Here is a 25,391-nt window from a genome sequence, read left to right on the forward strand (position 1 = left end):
ATGGCGGGTTATGTCCGAACCCACCGAAATCGAAAAACAGGTCAAGCGCCGCCGCACGTTTGCCATCATTTCCCACCCTGACGCGGGTAAAACCACGCTGACCGAAAAGCTGCTGCTGTTCTCTGGCGCGATCCAGATCGCGGGCAGTGTCAAGGCGCGCAAGGCCGCACGCCACGCCACCTCCGACTGGATGGAGATCGAAAAGCAGCGCGGCATCTCGGTGGCTTCTTCAGTGATGCAGATGGAATACCGCGACTGCGTGATCAACCTGCTCGACACCCCGGGCCACCAGGACTTCTCGGAAGACACCTACCGCGTGCTGACCGCCGTCGATGCCGCGCTGATGGTGATTGACGCAGCCAACGGCGTCGAGCCGCAGACGCGCCGCCTGCTGCAGGTCTGCCGCGCCCGCAACACGCCCATCCTGACCTTCGTCAACAAGATGGACCGCGAGGTGCAGGACCCGATGAGCGTGATGGATGAGATCGAGCAGGAGCTCGGCATGACGGTCGTGCCCTTCACCTGGCCTGTCGGCATGGGCAAGCTGTTTCACGGCGTCTATGACAGGCGCGAAAAACGCATGCGCGTCTTCAGCCCCGGCGAAGACAAGGCCGGGGGCGACGATGAAATCCTGGCGGGCCTGGACAACGCGGAAGCGGCCCATCGTTTTGGCGCCGAGTTCACCCAGGCGCAGGACGAGCTGGCGCTGCTGGAAGGCGCCTCGCCCGAATTCAACCGTGAAGAATTCCTGAGCGGCAAACAGACCCCGATGTTTTTTGGCTCGGCCATCAACAACTTCGGCGTGCAGGAAGTGCTGGACGCGCTGGTGGATCTGGCGCCCGCGCCCGCCGCGCGCGAAGCCATCCAGCGCGTGGTGCGCCCCGAAGAAAAGAAGTTCTCCGGCGTGGTCTTCAAGATCCAGGCCAACATGGACCCGGCCCACCGCGACCGCATCGCGTTTTTGCGCGTTGCCAGCGGCGAATTCACACGAGGCATGCGCCTGAAGGTCGTGCGCAGCGGCAAGGAACTGCGGCCCAACACGGTGGTGAGTTTCATGAGCCAGCGCCGCGAGCTGCTGGACACCGCCTTTGCCGGCGACATCATCGGCATCCCCAACCACGGCATCCTGCAGCTAGGCGACACGCTGACCGAAGGCGAGGCCTTGCAGTTCACCGGCCTGCCCTTCTTCGCACCCGAGATGTTCCGCGCCGTCGAGGTGGCCGACCCGCTGCGCAGCAAGCAGCTGCGTGCCGGCTTGACGCAGCTCGGCGAGGAAGGCGCGATCCAGGTGTTCCGTCCGATTGCCGGCTCCCTGCTGCTGCTGGGCGCGGTCGGCCAGCTGCAGTTTGAAGTCGTTGCCCACCGGCTCGAGCATGAATACGGTGTCAAGGCCCGCATCATGGGCAGCCAGTTCAACCTGGCGCGCTGGGTGACCTGCGACGACCCGAACGAGCTGAAAAAATTCATGGACGCCAACTCGCACCGCGTGGCGCTCGACGCAGTGGATGCGCCCACGCTGCTGGTGGACCACAGCGCCACCCTGCGTGCGGTAGAGCAGCAATGGCCCAAGATCAAGTTCCACGCGCTGCGCGAGCACGCCGGACTGGTCTTCCAGTCAAAGATTTAGGTTTTGAAGCATTTTCGATCTCCAGCCCATACCAGCCGGACGCAAGCAGCTATTAATTCAATAGCGCTTGCATCGCAATCGCTCAGTTGGCTTTCAGGAAATTCCAGCAAGATCAATTCGTTGTTGTCGGCCTGGTTGGGCTCGCGGCTGCTGGAAACCGGCAGCTTCTTATCGTTGCCCATGATGATGTGCGTGGCATCGGCGTTGAATTCCTGTGGCATCCTGATGGCAGGCAGCTTGGCGGCCAGACAGCGGGCGCTTTTGCAATAAGCTATGCCGATGTACAGAAAGGCAAGCTTGCGCAGTTTTTTCATGGTGCTGCTCTGTCTGGTGCTGCACACGGGCCATGCGCAGGACTTTGACCGGCTGTACGGAGACAGCGTCACGCCTGCGTTGGCCCGGCCGCTGCAATGGGTGGTGGTGCCCAAAGATTCGGTGGCTTCCCCCGACGTTTTTGCGGCAGCCGAACCTTGGGGCTTCCAGCCCTATACCGACCAAACCGCCCTCCCCACTTCAGACCGGCAGGACGTCTGGGTCACCTTCTCGCTGCCGGCCACTGAAACCCTGCAAACCTGGTTCATCCGGCTACCGGGCCAGGTGATCTTCAAGGCAAGCCTTTATTCGCGCGACCCACAGGGCGGCTGGCAGGTTCAGGCTGCCGGCGAAGCGCTGGCGCCGGCCAACTGGGCATTGCGCACGCGTGTGCCGAGTTTTGAGCTGCAGACCCGCAGCGACCGCGCGCTGACCTACTACCTGCGCTTCGAGAACAGCCGGCCTGTCACAGGGCGTCCCATGCTGCTGACCCCGGTCGAGTACGTGGACGGCGCGTCCCGGGTGGGCGTGGTGATCGGTCTGATGTGGGGCATGTTCAGCGTGCTGGCCGCGCTGAGCCTGGCCGCGTTCGCGATGGCCCGCAACCGCGTGTTTCTGTGGTTTGGCGCGGTGGTGGTGACGCTGATGTTCACGCAGCTGGTGTTGATCGGTTACGGCGGCTGGCGCATCTGGCCGGGCAGTGCACACCTCAACCAGGTCATGGCCTGGGTCTCGGCCGCGCTGAGCATGGCCACGGGCGCCTGGTTCTGCGCCCACGCCAGTTACGCCCGAAGCGGCCACCCACTCGTCTACCGGCTGCTGGTTGCCATCACCGCAGGCAGCCTCCTCATGGCCGGCCTGATGGCAATTGACCGGAACTTCATCCCGCGCGACCTGCGCAACCTGTGGCTGGCGTTGGCCACCGTGTCGATTCTCGGCAGCCTGGTGTGGATGTCCTTGCGCGGGCAGGCGTGGAACCTGTTGCTGCTGCTGGGTACCGCGCCCATCGCGCTGGCAGCGCTGGCGCGGCTTTCCTACAACGCCGGCTGGGTAATGAACATCGAAGCGGCGCAGGCAGCGGGCGTGCTGTCGGCCATGGTCGGCCTGTTGTGGATCTTTTTTGTGCTGGCATGGCGCAGCCGGGCGGCATTGTTTTCCACGCATCGCGGTGCCGCCCTCGCAACTTATGACCCGGCCAGTGGGCTGATGCTGCCGCGGGTGATCGACAGCCGGCTCGGGCAAATGCTGCTGCGGGCCCGGCGCAGGCGCGCCGAATGTGGCATCGTGATGTTGAGCTGGCTGGACCAGTTGCCGAGTCCCGACGAATTGAGTGACCAGAAACGCAGCACCTCGCTTTCGCGCATTGGCGAAATCCTGCGCCGCGCCGCGCGCGACATGGACACGGTGGTCCGTTACGAAGAAAACCTCTTCCTGATGCTGATTGAAGGCCCGGTCAACCGCGAAGCCGTTTCCGAGATTTCCACCAAGGTCCTGGCCGACTGCATCCGCCTGTCGGACAAGCTCGATGACCCGAATGCATTCAACCTGCACATCGCCATCTGGCATGGCACGCCGGAGGCCCAGACCGGACAGCAAATCATCGACAGCCTCCAGACCCGCCTGCGGCGAATGAGTTCAGGGCCGAAGCGTTACGTCCAGTTCATCGATTCAGCCGGCGACCCGGCAAGCGTGCCGGCAGAGGGCAGCATCCGCCGGGAAGACCTGGTGGCCAAAATCAATGCCATCGAAACCTCGCACCCGGCTCTGCATGGCAGCAAGCTGGGGCCGCGGAGGGTGCCGGTACGCTCGGTCCGCTAGAAAACGCCGTGTTCAGGGTGCGGGCAAAGGCAGCGCGGTTTTGTAGCGCACCTGCTTGAGCGCAAAACTTGAGCGGATTTTTTCAATGCCCGGAATCGGCGTGAGCTGCTCGAGGATGAATTTTTCAAGCGCCGCGATATCGGCCACGGCCACGCGAATCAGGTAGTCGCTGTCGCCCGTCATCAGGTAACACTCCATGACTTCGTCATGCTCGACGATGCGCCGCTCGAACTCGGCCAGCGAGTCCTTGTTCTGCGAGCGCAGGCTGATGGAAATGAACACGCTCAGGCCCAGGCCCAGGGCCGCCGCACTGGCAATGGCCACATAACGGTCAATCACGCGCGCCGCTTCCAGCGCCTTGACGCGGGCCAAGCAGGGCGAGGGGCTCAAATGCACCCGTTTGGCCAACTCCACATTGGAGAGGGAACCATCGCGCTGCAATTCGTCGAGTATCCGTAAATCGATTGCATCCAGCTTCATAACGTCTTATTTTCAAAATTTGAAGCATTTTATGCTGCCAAATCCAATTTTTGCGACGTGGTTTAACAGCTCATGTTGAGCCCGGAGGCCTATATTGACAGGCATGAATGCCTCCGTCCCCCTCCATGCCCTGCTGTCCACTGACATGAACGCCGCCGACCCCGATCCGCAGGAAACCGCTGAATGGCGTGAAGCCTTTGTCGCTTTGGCGGCCACACAAGGCCCGGCCCGCGCGCGTTACCTGCTCGATGAACTGGCACGCCTCGCACGCGAGCAGCACATCGGCTGGAAACCCGAACTCGCCACGGCTTACGTCAACACCATCGGTGTCAACGAACAGCCGGTGTTTCCGGGCGACCTTGCGCTGGAAGAACGCCTGGCCTCGCTGATGCGCTGGAACGCACTTGCCATGGTGGTACGCGCCAACCAGGCCGAGTCGGGCGGCTCCGCCGAACTCGGCGGCCACATTGCCAGTTACGCCAGTGCGGCCGATTTGTTTGAAACCGGCTTCAACCACTTCTTTCATGCGCGTGAAGGTCTGGGCGAGGGGCAACACCGCGGCGACCTGGTGTTCTTCCAGCCGCACAGTGCGCCCGGCGTGTATGCCCGCGCTTACCTCGAAGGCCGGCTCGGCGAAAACGATTTAAGCTTTTACCGGCAGGAGCTCTCTGCCGCGCAGCAGGGCGCGCAAGGCCTGTCGAGCTATCCGCACCCTTACCTGATGCCGGACTTCTGGCAGTTCCCGACCGGCTCCATGGGCATAGGCCCGATCAGTTCGATCTACCACGCGCGTTTCATGCGTTACCTCACCCACCGGCGCCTGCTCGACTGCGCCGGACGAAAAGTGTGGGGCGTGTTCGGCGACGGCGAAATGGACGAGCCCGAGTCCATGAGCGCGCTGACGCTGGCCGCGCGCGAAGGCCTGGACAACCTGGTCTGGGTCGTCAACTGCAACCTGCAGCGGCTCGACGGCCCGGTGCGTGGCAACGGCCGCATCATCGACGAGCTCGAAAAACTGTTTGCCGGGGCCGGTTGGAACGTCATCAAACTGGTCTGGGGCAGCGATTGGGACGGTCTCTTCGCACGCGACATTACCGGTGCGCTGACACAGGCCTTTGCCCACACGGTGGACGGCCAGATGCAGACCTTTGCAGCCAAGGACGGCCGCTTCAACCGCGACAACTTCTTCGGCCAGAACGAGGAGCTTGCGCGGCTGGCGCAGGGCATGACAGACGAGCAGATCGACCGGCTCAAGCGCGGCGGCCACGACCTCGTGAAAATCCACGCGGCGTATGCGGCTGCGGCTAATCACAAGGGGCAGCCCACGGTGATCCTGGCGCACACCAAAAAGGGCTACGGCATGGGCAGCGCCGGCCAGGGCAAGATGACCACACATTCGCAGAAGAAGTTTGACGAAAGCGACCTGCTCGAATTCCGCAACCGCTTCAACCTGCCGCTCAGTGACGAACAGGCCAGGCAACTGGCGTTTTACAAACCTGCTGCCGACAGCCCCGAGATGCAGTACCTGCACGCCAGGCGCGCCGCACTCGGTGGTTATTTGCCCAGGCGCGACACCACCGCACAGGTCATTGAGGTACCGGCCTTGCCGGCCTACGCCAACTTTGCGCTGCTCGCCGATGGCAAGGAGATGAGCACCACCATGGCCTTTGTGCGCATGCTGGGCGGTTTACTGAAAGACGCGGCGCTCGGCCCGCGCATCGTACCCATCGTGGCGGACGAGGCCCGCACCTTCGGCATGGCCAACCTGTTCAAGCAGGTCGGCATTTACTCGAGCGTGGGCCAGAAATACGCGCCCGAAGACATCGGCTCGGTGCTGAGCTACCGCGAGGCGCTCGACGGGCAGATCCTGGAGGAAGGCATCAGCGAAGCCGGCGCACTGGCCAGCTGGACGGCCGCCGCCACCAGCTACAGCGTGCATGGGCTGGCGATGTTGCCCTTCTATATCTACTACTCCATGTTCGGCTTCCAGCGCGTGGGCGACCAGATCTGGGCCGCGGCCGACCAGCGTGCCCGCGGCTTCCTGCTGGGCGCCACCTCGGGCCGCACCACTCTGGGCGGCGAGGGCCTGCAGCACCAGGACGGCACCAGCCACCTGGTGGCTGCGACCATTCCCAACTGCAAGGCGTATGACCCCGCCTTTGCCAGCGAGCTGGCCGTCATCCTTGATCGCGGCATGCAGGAAATGATGGTGGAGCAGCAGGACGTGTTTTATTACGTCACGCTGATGAATGAGAACTATGCCCAGCCCGATCTGCGGCCGGGATCGGAAGCTGGCATCGTTCAGGGTTGCTATAAATTCGGTAGCTATTCGCGCCCGCCAGATAAGGGCCATAGCCCTAAAACATCTGAAAGAATCACGCTTCTGGGTTCCGGCGCGATTCTGACTGAGGTCATCAAGGCCGCGCAGCAGCTGGCGGAGCAAGGCATCGAAGCCACGGTTTACAGCGTGACCAGCTGGAGCGAACTTGCACGCGACGGCGCGGCTTGTCAGCAGCAGGCGCTGCGCGGCGAAGCAGCGGACGCACCCTTTGTCGCGCAGCAGCTGCAGGACAGCCAGGGCCCCATCATCGCCGCCACCGACTATGTGCGCGCCGTGCCCGAGAGCATTCGCGCCTTCCTGCCAGCCGGTCGCAGCTACCTGACCCTGGGCACCGACGGCTTCGGCCGCAGCGACACACGCGCGGCACTGCGAAGATTTTTCGGGGTCGATGCGCAAAGCATCGTGACGGCAGCGCTGCACCAGCTGGCACAGGCTTAACCAGTGGTTCAGGGCTGGCTCTGCAGCCAGGCCTTCACCGCTTGCGGATACAGAAGATGCTCCTGCACCAGCACGCGTGCAGACAGGGTTTCAGCGGTGTCACCCGGCAACACGGGCACCGACGCCTGCGCCAGGATGGGCCCGTGGTCGAGCTCGGCGGTGACCTGGTGCACGGTGCAACCGGCCTCCAGGCAGCCCGCGTCGATTGCGCGCTGGTGCGTGTTCAGCCCGGTGAAAGCCGGCAGCAGTGACGGGTGAATATTGATCAAGCGCCCGGCGTAGTGATTGACAAAACCGGGCGTGAGGATGCGCATGAAACCGGCCAGCACCACCAGCGCAGGCTGGTAGCCATCGATCAGTTCCATCAGCGCAGCGTCGAAAGCTTCGCGCGAGCCAAAAGCCTGGTGGCTCAGGACCTGCGTGGTCACACCCATCGACTGCGCCAGCTGCAGGCCGCCGGCGTCTGCCCGGTTGCTGATCACCGCCGCAATGCCGGCGCCGAACTTCTGCTGCCAATCCTGCTGCTGCGCTGCCCGGACGATGGCGGCCATGTTGGAGCCGCTGCCGGAGATCAGGATCACGATGTTTTTGGTCTTGCTGGACATAAGTGTTCTGGATTATCGCGATCACGGTTGCCGGGGCTGCTTGGCCAGCGCAAACAGCAACAGGGATGCCGCACCCATGCCCACCAGCAGCCACAGCAGGCCGGTGTAGCCGCCCAATCCCAGCAGGGCCCAGGCGGTCAGGAAAGGCGCGGCGGCGCGGGTGCACAGCGCAATGCCGGACATGGCACCGCTGATGCGGCCCACGTGTTCACGGCCATAGAAGTCGGGCACGATGTTGCTGCGCACGATGGTGATCAGGCCGTTGGCCACGCCAAACAGCACGGCAAACACCACCAGCACCACGGGCTGGCGGCCCAGCGCAAACAGCACCAACGCCAGGGGAAACAGGGCCAGCACGGCCAAGCCCAGCGCGCGGTGGTTTAGCGAGCGGCCCAGCCACAAAAAGGCAAAACGTCCCGCCACCTGCGCCGGGCCAAACCAGACCATCACGGCCACCGCCTCGGCCTGCGTGAGCCCGCGCGATTCGAACGCCGGCATCAGGTGGGCCCACACGGTGGACAGCGCAAAGGTGTAGAGGGTGAAGGTAGCAGTCAGCAGCCAGAAGGTGCGGCCCTGCATGGCCTGGCGCAGCGTCGCCTGGTCCTGCGCCGCTTTCACCGGTGCGGCGCCGGGCATCAGCGGGCGCTTCCAGGCACCGCGCAGCACCCACGCATGCAGAGGCGCCACCAGCAGCAAGGCCAGCGCCATCACCAGCAGTGCAGGCCGCCAGCCGAGGCGGCCCTGCAGCCAGGCCACCGCCGGGAACGACAGCGTGCTGGCAAAGCCGCCGACCAGCGTGATGGTGGTGATGCCCTGCCGGTAACGCTCCGGGAAACGCTTGGTGACTTCCATGAAGGCCGGCTCATACAGCGTCATCGCCATGGCCAGCCCCAGAATCGCCCAGGCCGCATAGAACACCGGCAGGCTATGTGCCTGCGACCAGAGCGTACAACCCGCCGCACCGAGCAACGCGCCGCCGCTGAGCACCGCTCGCCCGCGCCCGCGGTCAATCGCAGCCCCCACTGCATAAGTTGCCAGGCCCCAGACCATCAGGCCCAGCGTGAAGGCGCCCATGACGTCCGGCTGGCTCCAGCCCATGTCGCGCTGCATGGGCAGCACGAAGGAGGAGAAGCCGTAATACATGACGGCCCAGACAAGAATCTGGCCAACACTGAGGGCGCTGATGATGGTGCGGTAAGACGGCAAGATGCGCTGATTATCCCGGGCGGGCCAACCCGGCTGAATGTGCCCAATTCTGCAAGGCGGAATCGCTCGCTATTTGTCCCAACTGGGACATAAAATTGCGAACGACCGTGCTAAAAATGGCGCGGCAACAGAACACCGATGGAGACACGCAGCTCATGGATTTAGCTTTCACCCCTGAAGAACAGAAATTCCGCGAAGACATACGCGCCTGGGTAGGTGCCAACCTGCCTGCCGATATTTCGCACAAGGTCCACAACGCCCTGCGCTTGACGCGCGACGACATGCAGCGCTGGGCCAAAATCCTCGGCAAAAAAGGCTGGCTGGGCCACGGCTGGCCCAAGGAGTTTGGCGGCCCGGGCTGGAACGCCGTGCAAAAACATCTGTTCGAAGAAGAATGCGCACTGGCCGGCGCACCGCGTGTCGTGCCCTTCGGCCCGGTGATGGTGGCGCCGGTGATCATGGCTTTCGGCAGCCCCGAGCAGCAAAACCGCTTCCTGCCCGGCATTGCCAGTGGCGAAGTGTGGTGGAGCCAGGGTTATAGCGAACCGGGTTCCGGCTCGGACCTGGCGTCGGTGAAGTGCAAGGCCGAACGCAAGGGCGACAAATACATCGTCAACGGCCAGAAGACCTGGACCACGCTGGGCCAGTATGGCGAGTGGATCTTCTGCCTGGTGCGCACCAGCACCGAAGGCAAGCCGCAAACCGGCATCTCCTTTTTGCTGATCAACATGAAGTCACCCGGCGTCACCGTGCGCCCCATCGTGCTGCTGGACGGCGAGGCTGAAGTTAACGAAGTCTGGTTCGACAACGTCGAAGTGCCTGCGGAGAACCTGATTGGTGAGGAAAACAAGGGCTGGACCTACGCCAAACACCTGCTCAGCCACGAGCGCACCAACATTGCCGACGTGAACCGCGCCAAGCGCGAGCTCGAGCGCCTCAAGCGCATTGCCAAGGTCGAAGGTGTTTACGAAGACGCGCGCTTTCGCGACGAAATCGCCAAGATGGAAGTGGATGTGGTGGCCCTGGAAATGCTGGTGCTGCGCGTGCTCTCCGCCGAAAAGTCCGGCAAAAACTCGCTGGACATCGCCGGCCTGCTGAAAATCCGCGGCAGCGAGATCCAGCAGCGCTACAGCGAACTCATGATGCTGGCCGCCGGCCCCTTCAGCCTGCCCTTCATCGAGGAAGCCATGGAAGCCGGCTGGCAGGGCGACTTCCCCGGCGGCCTGCCGGGCGACGCGCCGCTGGCCTCGACCTACTTCAACCTGCGCAAGACCACGATCTACGGCGGCTCCAATGAAGTGCAGCGCAACATCGTCTCGCAGTTCGTTCTGGGCTGAAAGCCCACTGCGCAACCTCAAAAATTTGGAGCATCAGCATGGATTTTGATTTCACCGACGACCAGGAACAGCTGCGCGACGCAGTGCGCAAGTGGGTCGACAAGGGATATGACTTCGAGCGCCGCCGCGGCATTGCCAAAGCGGGCGGTTTCGCGCGCGAGGCCTACAGCCAGCTGGCCGAACTCGGCCTGGCCGGCCTGTACATCCCCGAGGACGATGGCGGCATGGGCATGGGCCCGGTGGAGGGCATGGTCGTCATGGAAGAACTCGGCCGCGGCATCGTGCTCGAGCCCCTGGCCCAGACGCTGATTGCCGGCGCCGTGTTGTCCGGCTATGCACCGGCCGATGTCCAAGCTGCCTGGCTGCCGAAAATTGCGGGCGGCGAAGCTTTGGTGGTGCTGGCTTCGCAGGAACGGGCTGCCCGCTACAGGCTCGACATTTGTGAGGCAAAAGCGGCCCAAGCCGAAACAGGCTGGGCGCTGACAGCTACCAAAAGCATAGTGCCCGCCGGCGACATGGCCGACGCCTTCCTTGTGCCGGCGCAGGTCCAGGGCAAGATCGCGCTGTTCCTGGTGGAGCGCACGGCAGCCGGCGTGACTACCCGCGGCTATGGCACGCAGGACGGCGGCCGCGCAGCCGAAGTGCTGCTCAACAATGCGCCCGCCAGCCTGATCACCCTGGACGGCCTGGCCGCGCTGGAGCATGCCACAGACATCGGCATCGCCGCCACCTGCGCCGAAGCCGTCGGCGTGATGGACAAAACCCTGGCCATTACCGTCGAGTACATGAACACGCGCAAGCAGTTCGGCGTGGTGATCAGCAGCTTCCAGGCGCTGCGGCACCGCGTGGCCGACATGAAGATGCAGCTGGAGCTGGCCCGCTCCATGAGTTATTACGCCTCGCTCAAACTCAACGCCCCGGCCTCGGAACGCCGCGCCGCCATGGCCCGCGCGAAGTACCAGCTCGGTGTCTCCATGCGGTTCATCGGCCAGCAGGCTGTGCAGCTGCACGGCGGCATCGGCGTGACCGACGAATACATCGTGAGCCACTACTTCAAGCGGCTGACACAGATGGAAATGAGTTTTGGCGACACCCTGCACCATCTGGGTGAAGTCTCGTCCCGCATGCAGGAAACCGCCGGCGTCTTCGCCTAGGAATGTGGCCCCCACGCTTGTCGCTTCGCGTACTGCGCTGCCCCCCGAGGGGGCCGCTGCGCCTGCGGACTGGCAAAGCCAGATCCGCGGCCCCTGCTTGTCTTGAGAACTAAGCTCTGCCGATTAATCACCAGCCCTTGTTAGAACCATTGGGAGACAAACCATGATGTTGCACCGCCGCCTTCTTCTTGTGCTCGCCGCCACCGGCCTGGTTCTGGCCGGTTGCGCCACAACACCCACAGCCGAGCAGCACCCGCCTATCGTGTTTGTGCACGGCAACGGCGACTCCGCCTCCATCTGGCAAAGCACGGTGTGGCGCTTCGAGTCCAACGGCTGGCCGCGCGAACGCCTGCATGCCATCGACCTGCCCTACCCGCTGGCGCGCGACGATGATGGCAAGGCCCAGCCGGGCCGCACCTCAACCGCGGAACACATGGCCTACCTGAAGGCGGAAGTCGAGAAAGTGCTGCAGGCCACCGGCGCCCGCCAGGTGGTGCTGATGGGCAACTCGCGCGGCGGCAACGCCATACGCAACTACATCCAGAACGGTGACGGCGCAGCGCGCGTGAGCCATGCCATCCTGGGCGGCACGCCCAACCATGGCGTCTGGGCCATCAAGGGTTTCCGCGAAGCCAATGAGTTTTCCGGTACCGGTCCTTTCCTGACCCGGCTCAACGCCCCGAAAAACGCCGCCGGCGACGAGGTGAGCGGCCCGGTCAAGTGGCTCACGCTGCGTTCGGACAACAACGATAAATTTGCCCAACCCGACGGCGTGTGGATAGGCGCGAAAGGCACACCCACCAACGTCACTTTCGAAGGGCCGGCGCTCAAGGGCGCCACCAACACCGTGTTGCCGCGGGTTGACCACCGCGAGACTTCTTTTTCGCCGGCAGCGTTCGAAGCCACCTACCGCTTCATTACCGGCAAGTCCGCGCAGGCACGCACCATCCAGCCTGAAACACCGGTGGTGCTGAACGGCAAGATCACCGGCTTGGGCCTGCGGCCCACCGACCCGGCTTCGGGCAACTATTCGAACAACCTGCCGCTACCGGGCGCGCAACTGGCGGTCTACGCCACCGACGCCGCCACCGGTGCACGTCTGGGCAACGCCGTGCACAGCAGAACGGTGGGCGCCGACGGCCTCTGGGGGCCGTTCACCGCACAGCCTGGCATGCAATATGAATTTGTCGTCAGTGCGCCGGGTTATGCAACCACCCACATCTACCGCAGCCCCTTCCCGCGCTCCAGCAACATCATCCACCTGCGCGCAGACCGTCCCGCCGAGGCCGACAAGAGCGCAAAATCCAGTACCACGCTGACGCGGCCACGCGGCTACTTCGACGCGACCCGCGACAAGATGTCATTCGACGGCAAGGCCCTGCCGGGCGTGCCGCCCGCCGGTGCCGGCGTGTCCAGTTCCAAAATCAACCTGAGCCAGGACGACAGTCGCCCGATTGCAGCCGAGTTCAATGGCGAAAAGATCACTGGCCGGACCTGGCCGATGGCGGATGGGCACCTGGTGGTGTTGGAGCTGACTTACTGAGTTTTTGAAGAGCTTGCCGGCTCAGAGGCTCAAAAGACTGCCAACAGCGAGAGAGGGGTTTCGGCCAGGTTGATGCGAGTGATTTGGCATTGGACCCGAGCGGATCAGGCGCCTGCGTGGGACGGAGAAGTTGACAGCGCTTCTCGCACAACCCGGGCAACGGAAAATTCGCCTATGGCTTTGCGTCTGCAATAGTCTGACGCAAGCCAAGCCCGCAAATCTTTTGCGCCCTTACTTGCGTTGCATGACATGCAGCATCTGGCGATGTTTTGGCGAGTGACGATCTTTGCGTCATTGACGATGTGCTCCCAGGATGGCTTGGCCCCGCGCAATGTAGCCGGAAGCGAAAAGTCGACTCTGCAATAGACGCATGATGAATCTCGCGCAAGGACTTCTTCTTCCAGCCATACGGGGATGTTCCAGCGATTCACTTAGCACCTGCATGGGTCATTCACATGGCTGCAACTGATTTCTATTTTTTTGCAGCGGTCAGACGTGCTGAAGGAGCTGGGAGGCCCGGACTGCCAAACTCAAACCAGCAGCCGCGAAGTCCTGGGCACATGCGCCATCAGAAACTCCATCTGGTCCGCCAGGATGCGGCGGTTGCGCAGGATGAAGTCTTCCCAGAGACTGGGAACATACGGGGTGTAGAGCAACGGCATGTGCGCCTGTTCGGGCGTGCGGCTGCTCTTGCGGTGGTTGCAGGCACGGCAGGCGGTGACCACATTCATCCAGGTATCAATGCCGTTTTGTGCAAATGGAATGATGTGTTCGCGGGTCAGGTCTTCTTCGTGGAAATGGTCGCCGCAGTAGGCGCAGACATTGCGGTCACGGGCAAACAGCTTGCCGTTGGTCAGGCCCGGCTTGAGGTTGAAGGGGTTGATGTTGGGCACGCCCTTGGTGCCGATGATGCTGTTGATGGTGATAATGGACTGGTTGCCAGTGATGGCGTTGTGGCCGCCGTGAAACACGGCCACCTGCGCACCCATCTCCCAGCGCACTTCATCCGATGCATAGTGCAACACGGCTTGTTCGAGGCTGATCCACGACTGTGGCAACCCCTGGGCTGAGAGCTTCAAGACCTTCAAACGAACCTCCAACATTTAAAAAAACGCATGGAAACCGGACTCAAACTGCTTGAGACCTCAATATACAGCGAATTCATGACAAAGCCGGGGCATCAGCCCTTTTCAGGCCTGCAGCCCCCATCGAACCGACTCGAGGCGCTATTAAAACGATAATTGGCGGCATGAAGGTTTCGCAATGAAGGTTTTCCGCGGCTACCACCACCCCCAGCTTGCGGCGCAGTGCGCGCTGACCATCGGCAATTTCGATGGCGTGCACCGCGGCCACCAGGCCATGCTGGCGCTGCTGAAAAACGAGGCGCAGCACCGGGGCATTCCCAGCTGCGTGATGAGTTTCGAGCCGCATCCGCGCGACTACTTTGCCGCGGTGGCGCGCAAACCCGAGCTGGCGCCGGCGCGTATTGCCACGCTGCGCGACAAGCTGACGGAGCTGGCGAACTGCGGCATCGACCAGTGTGTGGTGCTGCCCTTCAATGCGCAGCTGGCTTCCCAGCCGGCAGAGGCGTTCATCGAGGACGTGCTGGTTAAAGGACTGGGGGTGCGTTACGTGCTGGTGGGTGACGACTTCCGCTTTGGCGCCAAACGCGCCGGCGACTACGCCATGCTGGACGCGGCCGGGGAGCGCCTGGGGTTCGATGTGGCCCGCATGAACAGTTATGAAGTGAGCAACACACGCGTCTCGAGCTCGGCGGTGCGTGAAGCCCTGGGGCAGGGCCAGATGACCCGCGTGGCCAGCCTGCTGGGCCGGCCTTACAGCATTTCAGGTCATGTGGTGCATGGCCGCAAGCTGGGGCGCGAACTCGGGTTTCGCACGCTCAACCTGCGCTTTTCCCACTGGAAACCGGCGGCCAGCGGCATTTTTGCGGTGCAGGTGTTCGGCCTGTCGGACCAGCCCCTGCCGGGGGTGGCCAACCTGGGCATCCGGCCTTCGCTGGACCCGGATGACGTCAACGGCGGGCGGGTGCTGCTGGAAACCCATTGCCTGGCCTGGCCGGCCTCCCTGGGTGCCGAGGAGGCATACGGTAAAATCATTCGCGTGGAACTGCTACACAAACTGCACGACGAACTGAAATACGACAGTCTGGAAAGCCTCAAGGCGGGCATCACCAGGGACTGCGACGATGCACGGGCGTTTTTTGCCGAGGCATCGAAGTCGTTTTCAGCCTCCATGCACACGGAAACCAGCCGCCAGACCACACGCGACCGAATTTAGACGATCTCGTCGCCTCTGGCCCCGCCCCTTTCAGGGCGAACAGCTTTTTTCCTGTCCCGCATTTCCGGCGGCTTGGCCCGATCAGGCCGCCTCAACAAAAGCATCCCATGTCCGACACCAAAACCGACTACCGCAGCACCCTCAACCTGCCCGACACACCCTTCCCCATGCGCGGCGACCTGCCCAAGCGCGAGCCGGGCTGGGTGAAAGAGTGGGATGAAAAAGGCATTTATAAAAAGCTGCGCGACGTGCGTGCCGGCAAACCGAAGTTTGTGCTGCACGACGGCCCGCCCTATGCTAACGGCCAGATCCACATGGGCCACGCCGTCAACAAGATCCTGAAGGACATGATCGTCAAGGCGCGCCAGCTCAAGGGCCTGGACGCCATCTACGTGCCGGGCTGGGACTGCCACGGCCTGCCGATCGAGAACCAGATCGAGAAAACATTTGGCCGCAAGCTCAGCCGCGACGAGGTGCAGGCCAAAAGCCGCGCCTACGCGACCGAGCAGATCGCGCTACAAAAGGAAGACTTCAAGCGCCTGGGCGTGCTCGGCGAATGGGACAACCCCTACCTGACCATGAACCCCGGCAACGAGGCCGACGAGATCCGCGCGCTCAAACGCATCATGGAACGCGGCTTTGTCTACCGCGGCCTGAAACCGGTGTACTGGTGTTTTGACTGCGGCTCCTCGCTGGCCGAGTTCGAGATCGAATACGCCGACAAGAAATCACAGACGCTGGACGTCGGCTTCAAGTGCGCCGAGCCGGACAAGCTCGCCGCAGCCTTCGGCCTGAAAAGCCTGGCCAAGGATGCCTATGCCGTGATCTGGACCACCACCGCCTGGACCATCCCGGCCAACCAGGCGCTCAACCTGAACCCCGAGCTGGAGTACGCGCTGGTCGATACCGAACGCGGCATCCTGCTGCTGGCTGCTTCGCTGGTGGAAAAGTGCCTGGAGCGTTACCAGCTCACGGGCACGGTGCTGGCCACGACCGAAGGCAAAAACCTGGCGCGGCTCAACTTCATGCACCCGTTTTATGAGGTCAACGAGGGTTACCGGCGTTTCAGCCCGGTGTTCCTGGCCGACTACGCCACCGCGGACGACGGCACGGGTATCGTGCACTCCTCGCCCGCTTACGGCGTGGAAGACTTCAACTCCTGCATCGCCAACGGCATCGCCGTGGACGACATCCTGAACCCGGTGCAGGCCCACGGCCGTTATGTGGACGAGCTGCCGCTGTTCGGCGGGCTCAACATCTGGAAAGCCGCACCGCTGGTCATCGACGCGCTGCGCGACGCCGGCCGCCTGTTTGCCACCGAGACCATCACCCACAGCTACCCGCATTGCTGGCGCCACAAGACGCCGGTGATCTACCGCGCCGCGGCCCAGTGGTTCATCCGCATGGACGAAGGCGAAGGTGTGTTCACGAAGGACAAGGCGCCCCAGACTCTGCGCCAGCTCGCGCTCAAGGCCATCGAGGAAACCAGTTTCTACCCGGAAAACGGCAAGGTACGATTGCGCGACATGATCGCCGGCCGGCCTGACTGGTGCATCTCGCGCCAGCGCAACTGGGGCGTGCCGCTGCCGTTTTTCATCCACACCGCCACCGGCGAGCTGCACCCGCGCACCATGGAACTGCTGGACACGGCCGCCGGGATGGTGGCACAAGGCGGCATCGAGGCCTGGAGCAAGGCCACAGCCGAGTCGCTGATCGGCGCGGACGCCGAGTTCTATACCAAGAGCAACGACATCCTGGACGTCTGGTTCGACTCCGGCACCACGCACTACACCGTGCTGCAGAAAAGCCATGCGGCGCAGTCCACCTGGCCGGCCGACCTGTACCTCGAGGGCCACGACCAGCACCGCGGCTGGTTCCACAGCTCGCTGCTGACCGCCTGTGCCATGTACGACCATGCCCCCTACAAAGGCCTGCTGACCCACGGCTTCACGGTGGACAGCCAGGGCCGCAAGATGAGCAAGTCGCAGGGCAACGGCGTCGATCCGCAGGAGACCAGCAAGAAGCTGGGCGCCGAGATCATCCGCCTGTGGGTGGCCGCCAGTGATTACTCGGGCGACATCGCCGGCGACGACAAGATCCTCGCGCGCGTGGTGGACACCTACCGTCGCGTGCGCAACACGCTGAAGTTTCTGCTGGCCAACATCAGCGACTTCGACCCGGCCAAAGACACCGTGCCGCTGGAGCAGATGCTGGAGATCGACCGTTACGCGCTGAGCCGGGCGGCGCAGCTGCAGGCCGACATCCTGGCGCATTACGAGGTCTATGAATTCCACCCGGTGGTCTCGAAGCTGCAGATCTATTGCAGCGAAGACCTGGGCTCCTTCTACCTCGACATCCTGAAAGACCGGCTCTACACCACGGCGCCCAAGTCGCTGGCCAGGCGCAGCGCACAAACCGCGCTGCACCAGATCACGCATGCCATGCTGCGCTGGATGGCGCCTTTCCTGAGCTTCACGGCCGAGGAAGCCTGGAAGGTGGCCGGCAGTTCGGAATCCATCTTCATGGAAACCTATGCAGACCTGGGCGCGCCCGATGAGGCGCTGCTGGCCAAGTGGGGCCGTATCCGCGAGTTGCGTGACGCGGTCAACAAGGACATCGAAGCCCTGCGTGCCGAAGGAAAGGTCGGCTCGTCCCTGCAGGCCCATGTCAGGCTGGAAGTGCCCGCCAACGACCATGCACTGCTGGCCAGCCTGGGAGACGACCTGAAATTCGTCTTCATCACATCCGCTATCGATTTAGTAGCTGGAAGTGCACAATCCATAGGGGTTCAGGCCAGTTCTTCCGTCAAATGCGAACGCTGCTGGCATTACCGCGAGGACGTCGGCCACGACGCTGCGCACCCCACGATCTGCGGCCGCTGCACCAGCAACCTGTTTGGCGCAGGCGAAGCCAGAAAGTACGCCTGATGGCCAAAACCACCTTCGGAACCACCTCCCCCAGCCTGTTGCCCTGGCTGGGCCTGGCGCTGATCCTCCTGATTGCCGACCAGCTCACCAAGGTGCTGATCCTGGGCTCTTACCGCCTGGGTGACGCCACCTACGTGACGAGTTTTTTCAACATAGTGCGGGCGCACAACACCGGTGCCGCTTTTTCCTTCCTGGCTTCCGCCGCGGGCTGGCAGCGCTGGCTCTTCACCGCCATTGGTGTGGCCGCGGCGCTGTTCATCCTGTGGATGCTCAAGTCCCATGCCGGGCAAAAGCTGTTCTCCTTTGCGTTGGCCTGCATCCTGGGCGGCGCAGTCGGCAATGTGATCGACCGCCTGCTGCATGGCTATGTGGTGGACTTTCTGGACTTCCATTACGGCGGCTGGCATTTCCCGGCCTTCAACGTAGCCGACAGCGCCATCACCATAGGTGCGGTCTGCCTCATCCTGGACGAGCTGCTGCGAGTAAGGAAATCTTAGCCCCCACGCTTTTCACTTCGTGTAATACGCGAGGCCTTGCAGGCCGCCGCTCGCCAGAGGCTTCGCTTCTGTCGCCTGTCCAAAGCTGCTCAAGCAGCTTTGGAGCCGCAGGCTTCAGCCCCTCGGGGGCGCTGCGCCTGCGGACTGGCAAAGCCAGATCCGCGGCCCCGGCTGGTCTGAAGAGCCCCAACGCTTGCTCACTGCGCTGCTCTCTTTTTTTTGAGGTGGCCCACAGTCAGGCTATAGTGGCCCTCTGACTTTATGAAGCATTTGTTGAATTTACTGGCAGCCATAGCGCTGCTGGTCTGGGGCACCCACCTGGTTCGAACCGGCATCCTGCGCGTGTTCGGGGCCAATCTGCGCCACGTGCTGTCGCGCAGCATCAGCAACCGCTTCAATGCCGCGCTGTCGGGCCTGGGGGTGACCGCGCTGGTGCAGTCCAGCACGGCCACTTCGCTGATTGTTTCTTCCTTTGTCGGCCAGGGGCTGATCGCGTTGCCGCTGGCGCTGGCGGTGATGCTGGGCGCCGACATCGGCACCAGCCTGATGGCGGTGGTTTTTTCCTTTGACCTGTCCTGGCTGTCGCCGCTGTTCATTTTCACCGGTGTGGTGCTGTTCATCTCGCGCCAGTCCACCAATGTCGGGCGCTTCGGCCGCGTCCTGATCGGACTGGGGCTGATGCTGCTGGCACTGCGCCTGGTCACCGACTCCACCACGGTGCTGACCTCCAACGCGGCTGTCAAGGCTTTGCTGGGCACCTTGAGCAGCGACCTGCTGCTCGAAATCACCGTCGGCGCCGTGTTGTCCGTGGTGTCCTACTCCAGCCTGGCCATCGTGCTGCTGACCGCCACCCTGGCGGCCTCCAGCGTGATTCCGCCGGACGTGGCGCTGGGGCTGGTGCTGGGCGCCAACCTGGGCAGCGGCCTGCTGGCAGTACTGACCACCGCGCGCTCAGCCATTGAAGTACGGCAGGTGCCGATGGGCAACCTGGTCTTCAAGCTGCTTGGCGTGGCTGCTGCTGCGCCTTTTGCCGGCCTGTGGCTGCGCCATGTGCCGCCCTACCTCGGTGACACGGCCACCATGGTGGTGCTGTTTCACCTGATGTTCAACTTGGCCGTGGGCATCGCTTTTATCGGCTGGACGCAGGTGGTGGCACGCTGGGTGGAAAAATTCCTGCCGCGACCCGTCAAGGGCGGTGCCGGCGGACGGCCGCACCACCTGGATCCGACCGCGCTGTCCACCCCCTCGCTGGCCATCTCCTGCGCTGCCCGCGAAGCCCTGCACCAGGCCGATGTGGTCGAGAGCATGCTGATCGGTGTGCTGGAAGTCATGCGCCGCAACGATCTGCGGCTGGCCGAAGACCTGCGCAAGATGGACGACACCGTGGACGAGCTGTATTCGGCCATCAAGTACTACCTGACCAAGATCTCGCGCGAGGCGCTGGGCGAGGAAGAAAGCCGGCGCTGGACCGACATCATCAGCTTCACCATCAACATGGAGCAGATCGGCGACATCATCGAACGCGTGCTGATCGACATCGAAGACAAGAAGATCAAGCCCGGCCGCAATTTCTCGGAAGCCGGCATGGCCGAGATCTGCGAGCTGCACCAGCGGCTGCTCGACAACCTGCGCCTGGGCATGAGCGTTTTCCTCAACGGCAATGTGCGCGACGCCAAAAAACTGCTGGAGGAAAAGGCTCGCTTTCGCGACCTCGAGCGCGCCTACGCCAACACCCACCTGGGCCGGCTGTCCGACAACACCATGCAGAGCATTGAAACCAGTTCGCTGCACATCGACCTGATCAGCGACCTCAAGCGCATCAACTCGCACATCTGCTCCATCGCCTACCCCATCCTCGACTCCGCCGGCGCCCTGGTGCCCAACCGCCTGCGCCACAGTGCTTTCAGTGATTCAGTGTCCCGCTGACCGGCGGCGCATGCACGGATGAATCCCGACGCCGGCCAGCTGTGGCGCGCACCGCGCTGGGCACTGGCGGTGCTGCTGGCCCTGCTGGGCATGCTGGGTCCGTTTTCCATCGACACCTACATTCCGGCGTTCTCCGGGATTGCGCGCTCCCTGGGTGCCACGCCTGTCGAGATGCAGCAGACGCTGTCGGCCTACCTGTTCGGCTTTGCCTTCATGAACCTGTTTCACGGTGCCCTGTCCGACAGCTTCGGCCGCCGGCCCGTGGTGCTTTGGGGCATTGCCATGTTCACCGTCGCATCGGCCGGCTGCGCCCTGTCGCAAAGCATAGGCCAGCTGGTGTTTTTCCGGGCGTTGCAGGGCCTGTCCACCGGTGCCGGCATCGTGGTCTCGCGCGCCGTCATCCGCGACATGTTCCCGCCGGCCCAGGCGCAGAAGGTGATGAGCCAGGTGACGATTTATTTCGGCGTGGCCCCGGCGATTGCGCCCATCATCGGCGGCTGGCTGTTTGTGCACCTGAACTGGCACGCGATTTTCTGGTTCCTCACCGGCATCGGCGTGCTGCTGTGGAGCGCCAATTACAAGCTGCTGCCCGAGACGCTGCACATCACGCAACGCCAGCCCTTCAATGTGAAACACCTGATGCGCGGCTACTGGCAGCTCGGTTCGAGCGCGCGTTTTTTCCTGCTGGCGCTGGCCAGCGGCGTGCCCTTCAACGGCATGTTCCTGTATGTGCTGTCGGCGCCTGAATTCCTGGGTTCGCACCTGGGTCTGGCGCCGACGGAGTTTTTCTGGTTCTTCGTGCTGACGATTGCCGGCATCATGGCCGGCGCCTGGCTCAGCGGCCGCCTGGCCGGCAAGATTGCACCCAAGCAGCAGATCCGCCACGGCTTTGTGATCATGCTGGTGATTGCGGTGCTCAACCTGGCGGCCAACCTGCTGTTCAAGGCCCATGTCTCCTGGGCGCTGTTTCCGATTGCGGTGTTTGCCTTCGGCTGGGCCTTGATGGTTCCAGTGGTGACCCTGCTGGTGCTGGACCTCTACCCCGAACGGCGCGGCATGGCGTCGTCATTGCAGGCCTTCATCGGCTCGACCGCCAACGGCATCGTGGCCGGCGTGATCGCGCCGCTGATCATGCACTCCACGGTGGCGCTGGCGGCAACGTCGCTGTTGATGATGGGCATCGGCCTGCTGGCCTGGTTGTACCTGCACCACCGCTGGCCGGAGATCGGCAAGAGTTAGCCCCCACGGTCGTTCACTGCGTGTAACTCCCTGCCCCCCGAGGGGGCCGCTGCGCCTGCGGGCCGGCAAAGCCGGACCCGCGGCCCCTGCTTGAAAGGGAGAAGTCCCCTCGCTGATGAAGTGCTTATGCCAGCAGCGCGGCCTGGATCAGGGCGGCCTCGAGGGTGAATTCCTGGTTCTGCATCTTCTGCAGCAACTCGTGGGCGTCCATCAGCGCAAAACACGCGACCTCGCCATCCTGGTTCACCGGGGTGACGCCGTCCGGTACGGTGCAACGGTACCAGTCCATGTCTTCGACCACGTAACCCGCACCGCCGCCATCCCGCGCAGGCCGGCAGGTGCGCAGTTGTCCCCCGTGGCGCACGGCCTGCAGGTCGGCGACATGCAGGCCGGCCTCCTCCCAGGTTTCGCGCACCAGCGCCGTCGCCACGGTGTCCGTGCCGGCGACCATGCCGCCCACCAGCGTGTCCCACAGGCCCGGGTCGTTGGGTTTGTCGAAGGCCCGCTGCTGCACCCAGAAGCGCCCGTCCGTTGCCTGCCCCACCAGGTGAACGGCCCGGGTGGCGATGCCCAGCGGCCGCACCGCTGCGCGTTCCACTGTGCCCACCACCTGCCCCTGCGCATCGGGAACAGCCAGTTGTTCGTCGCGCCAGGCACCCGCCAGCCCCATGGCATGAAGCACGGCGGCCAAACGGTTCAGTCCGGCGGTCACCTCGCCCTGCAGATGCCAGCCGACAACACCAGAACGCTCCTCTTTTAATAGCTGCTCGCGCCCGTCCAACAAGGGTGGAAGCACGATTTGACTCAAAAATTCGGGCTCTACCGAGCCGATCACCGCCTCGCCCGCCCAGAGCGGCACGCGCGGGCGCATCGGCGGCTGCATGGCAGCGGCACGCAGGATGCGCAGATAGTCGGGGTCCAAGGTGGGAAGGGGAAAGGCCATGGCAGGTATTAAAACGCAGGCACATGACACTTTGCCTGCCCGTGCAACGCCTCGCGCTCCAAGCGCTCAGGCTTTGGCCATCAATCCGTCGAGCCGGCGATCCCAGCCGGCACCCGGCAGGACGCTGGCCAGCTGCGTATCGCCTATCGCAAAGGTGCTGCGCAGCACCTGGGCCAGCACAGCGCGGTAGTCGTGGTGGGCCGGCAGGTCGCGGCCCTCGTTGAGGTTGCCGCGCGCCAGGCCCGTCCACTGGCCATGCCAGCGGCCGCCGTTCACGCGGTTGCCGATGAGCCACATCGCGTTGCCAAAACCGTGGTCGGTGCCGCGTGTGCCGTTTTCCGCGCTGGTGCGGCCGAACTCGCTCAGCACCACGATCACGTCGCCGGCCCCGGAGAAATCCTGGCGCAGCTGCAGGATGCCGCGCGCCAGGTTGCCCAGGTTGTTGGCCAGCTGGCCGGTGGCCGCGCCCTGGTTGGCATGGGTGTCCCAGCCGCCGGCCGACAGGAAGCCCAGGCGCAGGCTGCGGTCATTGCGCATCAGGGTCCCCAGGTGCTGCGCATCGAGCTGCAGGCCCACCGGGTCGGGTGCGCCATTGCTGGCGGCGAGCATTTGCGCTGTCTGGGCCTGGGTGCTGGCGGGCGTACCGTCCCGGTCCAGCTGGCGGTCCATCATGCGGGGGCCTTCGGCGGCCAGGGCGTTGCGCCGGCCGTCCGCTGCGGCTTTTTCGGCGCTGAGTTCCTGCGCGCTCTGCAGGCGGCTGCCCGCGCCCTGGCGAAAGGCCTGGCTGATGTTGTCGTCGCCGGCGTACAGGTCCAGCAGCGCCTGGCGCATTTTGTCGTTGGCCAGCACGCCGGTACGCGCGGCAGCCTGTCCGCGCGGAATCAGCTTGACGGCGGCCGGCCCGCTGAGGATGGCGGGGTTGGCTTCGCCCACACCCAGCGCCGCCGCAGGCCCCGTGCGCAAGCTGGCCACCTGGTTGAGCCAGCCCGGGGCGCTGCTGGTTTTGCCGGGCTGCGCAATTTCCATCTGGTACTGCGCGTCAAAGTGCGAGCGGTTCGGCGCCGGCAGGCCGGCGGCGGGCACAAAACCGAACACGCCCTGCTGCCACAGCGGCAGCAAGGGGCCCAGCGCCGGATGCAGCGCAAAAGTGTTGTCCAGACGCAGGGCGGTTTGTGTGCCGCCATCAGGCGCGGCAATGGCAATGTTGGGCCGCAGCGCGTGGTAGTCGCGGTCGGCATACGGCACCAGCGCTGACAGGCCGTCATAAGCACCGCGCAGGAACACCACCACCAGGCGCCCACCGTCGAGCGCAGCTGTGCCGCCGGGCAGGGGCTGTGCCCAGACGCCGGTGCTCAAGGGCAAGGCCGACAGCACGCCCAGGCCGAGCAGGCTGCGGCGGCGCAAGTGGTCCGGTTCCGAAGGCGGGTTGGAAGGCATGAAAGATCTCCTCGGGTCGGGCTTGGTTCTTACTTTTTACTTGCGCATGAAGTCGGGACTGGCCAGCATCAGGCCGGTATGCAGGGGCGCTGCCTCGCGGGCGATGCGCTCGCGTGTGGCAGGGCTCAGGAAGACATTCAGGTAAGCGGGCTCGGGCATGTGCCGCGCCAGGCCCATGGCGTAGTCGGCGCGCCGGGTCAGGGCCTCGGGGGCCAGCCAGGTCGCGGCATCGGTCTTGTAGCCGTCGGGTGTCTGCCAGCCGTGCATGGGCTGGCCGGCCTGTGTCAGAAAACCCAGGGTCTGCACGATGTCGCGCCGCTCCTTCGCGCCACCCGCCACCGTCAGCGCCGAGCAGGCGTAGTCCAGCGGGGTCTTGAAAAGCTGCTGGTCCGCGGCCCAGAACTCGGGCGCAGCCACCAGCGTGCGCATGACCGCGCGAATATCGCCCTGCGTGGCCAGGAAGGTCTTGCTGAGCCTGTCCACCAATGCCGGAGTCGGCTTGTCGGCTACAAAAAACCCCGCCAGGCGCGTCGCTATCCTTCGCGCCGTGGCCGGATGGCGCGCCAGAAAGCGTATGGCTTCCTCGCCTTCGGCCATGCCCCGGTCAGCGTAGCTGCGGCCCAGCAGGGTCTTGTCCCCGCGGTCATGCAGGCGTTCGGCAAAACGGAAGCCTTCGCCACCCCGCAGGTTCACGGTCCAGCCGGTGAGAATGCGGGCCAGTTCGCGCACGTCGTTCTGCGTGTAGCCGCCATTCACACCCAGCGTGTGCAGCTCCATGAGCTCGCGTGCGTAGTTTTCATTGAGGCCCCGGCTGTTGCTCTGTGCCTGGTCGAGGTAGAGCAGCATGGCCGGATGCTGCGCGCTGGCCAGCAGCAGGTCTTCAAAACGGCCCAGGGCGTTGGGCCGGATCACGTTGACGACATAGTGGCCGACAAATGGCCGCACCACGCCCTTGCCGGCAAACACATTGAGGTGGTTGAACCAGAACTCGGTCATGCGGGCCAGCAGCGGGTTCTCAATGGCCGGGTCGCTGCAGGCCATCAACCGCCAGGCCGCGGCGCTTTGCGCCATCTCCCGGCTGAAGGGTTGCCCGCCGCCGGCTGCCGGCATGGCCGCGGGCGTGGTCTGCTCGCGCAGGGTTTTGCGCGCTTCGCGTTCGGCCTGGAAATCGCGCACGATGTCGCCCAGCGGCGCATTGAAACGCGCCAGCTCGGCGGGAATGTGGGGCGGGCGCCGGCTGGCAGCGTGCGCCTCGTCGATCTG

Annotated in this window: 19 protein-coding genes; 11 read left to right on the forward strand and 8 right to left on the reverse strand. The window is 64.0% G+C overall.

Features of this window, described 5'->3' with window-relative positions; genetic code table 11:
- Positions 1–10 precede the first annotated feature (10 nt).
- On the forward strand, positions 11–1,627 hold the full coding sequence (locus WA904_RS09420; protein WP_425196862.1) for a peptide chain release factor 3: 1,617 nt from the start codon (positions 11–13) through the stop codon (positions 1,625–1,627).
- Here WA904_RS09420 and WA904_RS09425 read toward each other — a convergent pair.
- Positions 1,624–1,941 (reverse strand): hypothetical protein, encoded by a 318-nt coding sequence (locus WA904_RS09425; protein WP_425196883.1) that lies wholly within the window; start codon positions 1,939–1,941, stop codon positions 1,624–1,626. The two genes, WA904_RS09420 and WA904_RS09425, sit on opposite strands and share 4 nt — an antisense overlap.
- On the opposite strand from WA904_RS09425, the gene WA904_RS09430 reads away from it, so the two are divergent.
- The gene (locus WA904_RS09430) at positions 1,925–3,757 is read left to right on the forward strand and encodes a 7TMR-DISM family protein (protein WP_425196863.1); all 1,833 of its coding nucleotides are present in this window, start codon (positions 1,925–1,927) and stop codon (positions 3,755–3,757) included. The genes WA904_RS09425 and WA904_RS09430 overlap by 17 nt on opposite strands.
- Positions 3,758–3,769: 12 nt before the next feature.
- On the opposite strand, the gene WA904_RS09435 is transcribed toward WA904_RS09430, so the two are convergent.
- The gene (locus WA904_RS09435) at positions 3,770–4,237 is read right to left on the reverse strand and encodes an Lrp/AsnC family transcriptional regulator (protein WP_425196864.1); all 468 of its coding nucleotides are present in this window, start codon (positions 4,235–4,237) and stop codon (positions 3,770–3,772) included.
- Between the two features lie 103 nt (positions 4,238–4,340).
- On the opposite strand from WA904_RS09435, the gene mdeB reads away from it, so the two are divergent.
- On the forward strand, positions 4,341–7,016 hold the full coding sequence (gene mdeB, locus WA904_RS09440) for an alpha-ketoglutarate dehydrogenase (protein WP_425196865.1): 2,676 nt from the start codon (positions 4,341–4,343) through the stop codon (positions 7,014–7,016).
- An 8-nt stretch (positions 7,017–7,024) separates the two neighbouring features.
- On the opposite strand, the gene purN is transcribed toward mdeB, so the two are convergent.
- Positions 7,025–7,621: a phosphoribosylglycinamide formyltransferase gene (purN, locus tag WA904_RS09445; RefSeq protein WP_425196866.1), complete on the reverse strand. Its 597-nt coding sequence runs from the start codon at positions 7,619–7,621 to the stop codon at positions 7,025–7,027.
- Positions 7,622–7,642: 21 nt separating this feature from the next.
- Positions 7,643–8,827: an MFS transporter gene (locus WA904_RS09450; protein ID WP_425196867.1), complete on the reverse strand. Its 1,185-nt coding sequence runs from the start codon at positions 8,825–8,827 to the stop codon at positions 7,643–7,645.
- Positions 8,828–8,982: 155 nt separating this feature from the next.
- On the opposite strand from WA904_RS09450, the gene WA904_RS09455 reads away from it, so the two are divergent.
- The 3 genes from WA904_RS09455 (at position 8,983) to WA904_RS09465 (ending at position 12,861) form a co-directional block, all read left to right on the forward strand.
- Positions 8,983–10,164, forward strand: coding sequence for an acyl-CoA dehydrogenase family protein (locus tag WA904_RS09455; RefSeq protein ID WP_425196868.1), 1,182 nt, complete (start codon positions 8,983–8,985; stop codon positions 10,162–10,164).
- 38 nt (positions 10,165–10,202) lie between these two features.
- Positions 10,203–11,318: an acyl-CoA dehydrogenase family protein gene (locus WA904_RS09460; protein ID WP_425196869.1), complete on the forward strand. Its 1,116-nt coding sequence runs from the start codon at positions 10,203–10,205 to the stop codon at positions 11,316–11,318.
- A gap of 166 nt (positions 11,319–11,484) precedes the next feature.
- The gene (locus WA904_RS09465) at positions 11,485–12,861 is read left to right on the forward strand and encodes an alpha/beta fold hydrolase (protein ID WP_425196882.1); all 1,377 of its coding nucleotides are present in this window, start codon (positions 11,485–11,487) and stop codon (positions 12,859–12,861) included.
- A 530-nt stretch (positions 12,862–13,391) separates the two neighbouring features.
- Here the strand turns inward: WA904_RS09465 and WA904_RS09470 are convergent.
- Complete coding sequence (locus tag WA904_RS09470) at positions 13,392–13,949, reverse strand: HNH endonuclease (protein ID WP_425196870.1); 558 nt, start codon at positions 13,947–13,949, stop codon at positions 13,392–13,394.
- 175 nt (positions 13,950–14,124) lie between these two features.
- Between WA904_RS09470 and WA904_RS09475 the strand changes: the two genes are divergently transcribed.
- The 5 genes from WA904_RS09475 to WA904_RS09495 all read left to right on the forward strand — a co-directional run bounded on the left by WA904_RS09475 (position 14,125) and on the right by WA904_RS09495 (position 21,748).
- Positions 14,125–15,159, forward strand: a complete 1,035-nt coding sequence (locus WA904_RS09475; RefSeq protein ID WP_425196871.1) for a bifunctional riboflavin kinase/FAD synthetase — start codon at positions 14,125–14,127, stop codon at positions 15,157–15,159.
- 107 nt (positions 15,160–15,266) lie between these two features.
- A complete protein-coding gene (ileS, locus tag WA904_RS09480) occupies positions 15,267–18,086 on the forward strand; it encodes an isoleucine--tRNA ligase (protein ID WP_425196872.1) in 2,820 nt (939 codons plus the stop codon).
- Complete coding sequence (lspA, locus tag WA904_RS09485; protein ID WP_425196873.1) at positions 18,086–18,583, forward strand: signal peptidase II; 498 nt, start codon at positions 18,086–18,088, stop codon at positions 18,581–18,583. The genes ileS and lspA overlap by 1 nt, the downstream gene beginning before the upstream one ends.
- Positions 18,584–18,844: 261 nt before the next feature.
- Complete coding sequence (locus WA904_RS09490) at positions 18,845–20,509, forward strand: Na/Pi cotransporter family protein (protein ID WP_425196874.1); 1,665 nt, start codon at positions 18,845–18,847, stop codon at positions 20,507–20,509.
- An 18-nt stretch (positions 20,510–20,527) separates the two neighbouring features.
- Positions 20,528–21,748 carry a multidrug effflux MFS transporter gene (locus WA904_RS09495; RefSeq protein ID WP_425196875.1) on the forward strand — a complete coding sequence of 407 codons (1,221 nt, stop codon included), beginning with the start codon at positions 20,528–20,530 and terminating at the stop codon, positions 21,746–21,748.
- A gap of 124 nt (positions 21,749–21,872) precedes the next feature.
- On the opposite strand, the gene WA904_RS09500 is transcribed toward WA904_RS09495, so the two are convergent.
- The 3 genes from WA904_RS09500 to WA904_RS09510 all read right to left on the reverse strand — a co-directional run.
- Entirely contained in the window at positions 21,873–22,691 is an 819-nt protein-coding gene (locus WA904_RS09500; RefSeq protein ID WP_425196876.1) for an NUDIX hydrolase, read from the reverse strand.
- A 66-nt stretch (positions 22,692–22,757) separates the two neighbouring features.
- Complete coding sequence (locus tag WA904_RS09505) at positions 22,758–24,128, reverse strand: DUF1501 domain-containing protein (RefSeq protein ID WP_425196877.1); 1,371 nt, start codon at positions 24,126–24,128, stop codon at positions 22,758–22,760.
- Positions 24,129–24,164: 36 nt separating this feature from the next.
- Positions 24,165–25,391, reverse strand: a 1,227-nt coding sequence (locus WA904_RS09510; RefSeq protein ID WP_425196878.1) for a DUF1800 domain-containing protein, incomplete at its 5' end; no start/stop codon positions are given.

This window comes from Polaromonas sp. (assembly GCF_049790275.1).
Classification (GTDB): Bacteria; Pseudomonadota; Gammaproteobacteria; order Burkholderiales; family Burkholderiaceae_C; genus Polaromonas.

Coding starts and splice junctions, on each gene's coding strand:
- WA904_RS09505 (WP_425196877.1), bottom strand. CDS start 24,128: ATGCCTTCCAACCCGCCTTCGGAACCGGACCACTTGCGCCGCCGCAGC.
- WA904_RS09475 (WP_425196871.1), top strand. CDS start 14,125: ATGAAGGTTTTCCGCGGCTACCACCACCCCCAGCTTGCGGCGCAGTGC.
- WA904_RS09455 (WP_425196868.1), top strand. CDS start 8,983: ATGGATTTAGCTTTCACCCCTGAAGAACAGAAATTCCGCGAAGACATA.
- WA904_RS09495 (WP_425196875.1), top strand. CDS start 20,528: ATGAATCCCGACGCCGGCCAGCTGTGGCGCGCACCGCGCTGGGCACTG.
- WA904_RS09490 (WP_425196874.1), top strand. CDS start 18,845: ATGAAGCATTTGTTGAATTTACTGGCAGCCATAGCGCTGCTGGTCTGG.
- WA904_RS09420 (WP_425196862.1), top strand. CDS start 11: ATGTCCGAACCCACCGAAATCGAAAAACAGGTCAAGCGCCGCCGCACG.
- WA904_RS09465 (WP_425196882.1), top strand. CDS start 11,485: ATGTTGCACCGCCGCCTTCTTCTTGTGCTCGCCGCCACCGGCCTGGTT.
- WA904_RS09425 (WP_425196883.1), bottom strand. CDS start 1,941: ATGAAAAAACTGCGCAAGCTTGCCTTTCTGTACATCGGCATAGCTTAT.
- purN (WP_425196866.1), bottom strand. CDS start 7,621: ATGTCCAGCAAGACCAAAAACATCGTGATCCTGATCTCCGGCAGCGGC.
- mdeB (WP_425196865.1), top strand. CDS start 4,341: ATGAATGCCTCCGTCCCCCTCCATGCCCTGCTGTCCACTGACATGAAC.
- lspA (WP_425196873.1), top strand. CDS start 18,086: ATGGCCAAAACCACCTTCGGAACCACCTCCCCCAGCCTGTTGCCCTGG.
- WA904_RS09435 (WP_425196864.1), bottom strand. CDS start 4,237: ATGAAGCTGGATGCAATCGATTTACGGATACTCGACGAATTGCAGCGC.
- WA904_RS09500 (WP_425196876.1), bottom strand. CDS start 22,691: ATGGCCTTTCCCCTTCCCACCTTGGACCCCGACTATCTGCGCATCCTG.
- ileS (WP_425196872.1), top strand. CDS start 15,267: ATGTCCGACACCAAAACCGACTACCGCAGCACCCTCAACCTGCCCGAC.
- WA904_RS09460 (WP_425196869.1), top strand. CDS start 10,203: ATGGATTTTGATTTCACCGACGACCAGGAACAGCTGCGCGACGCAGTG.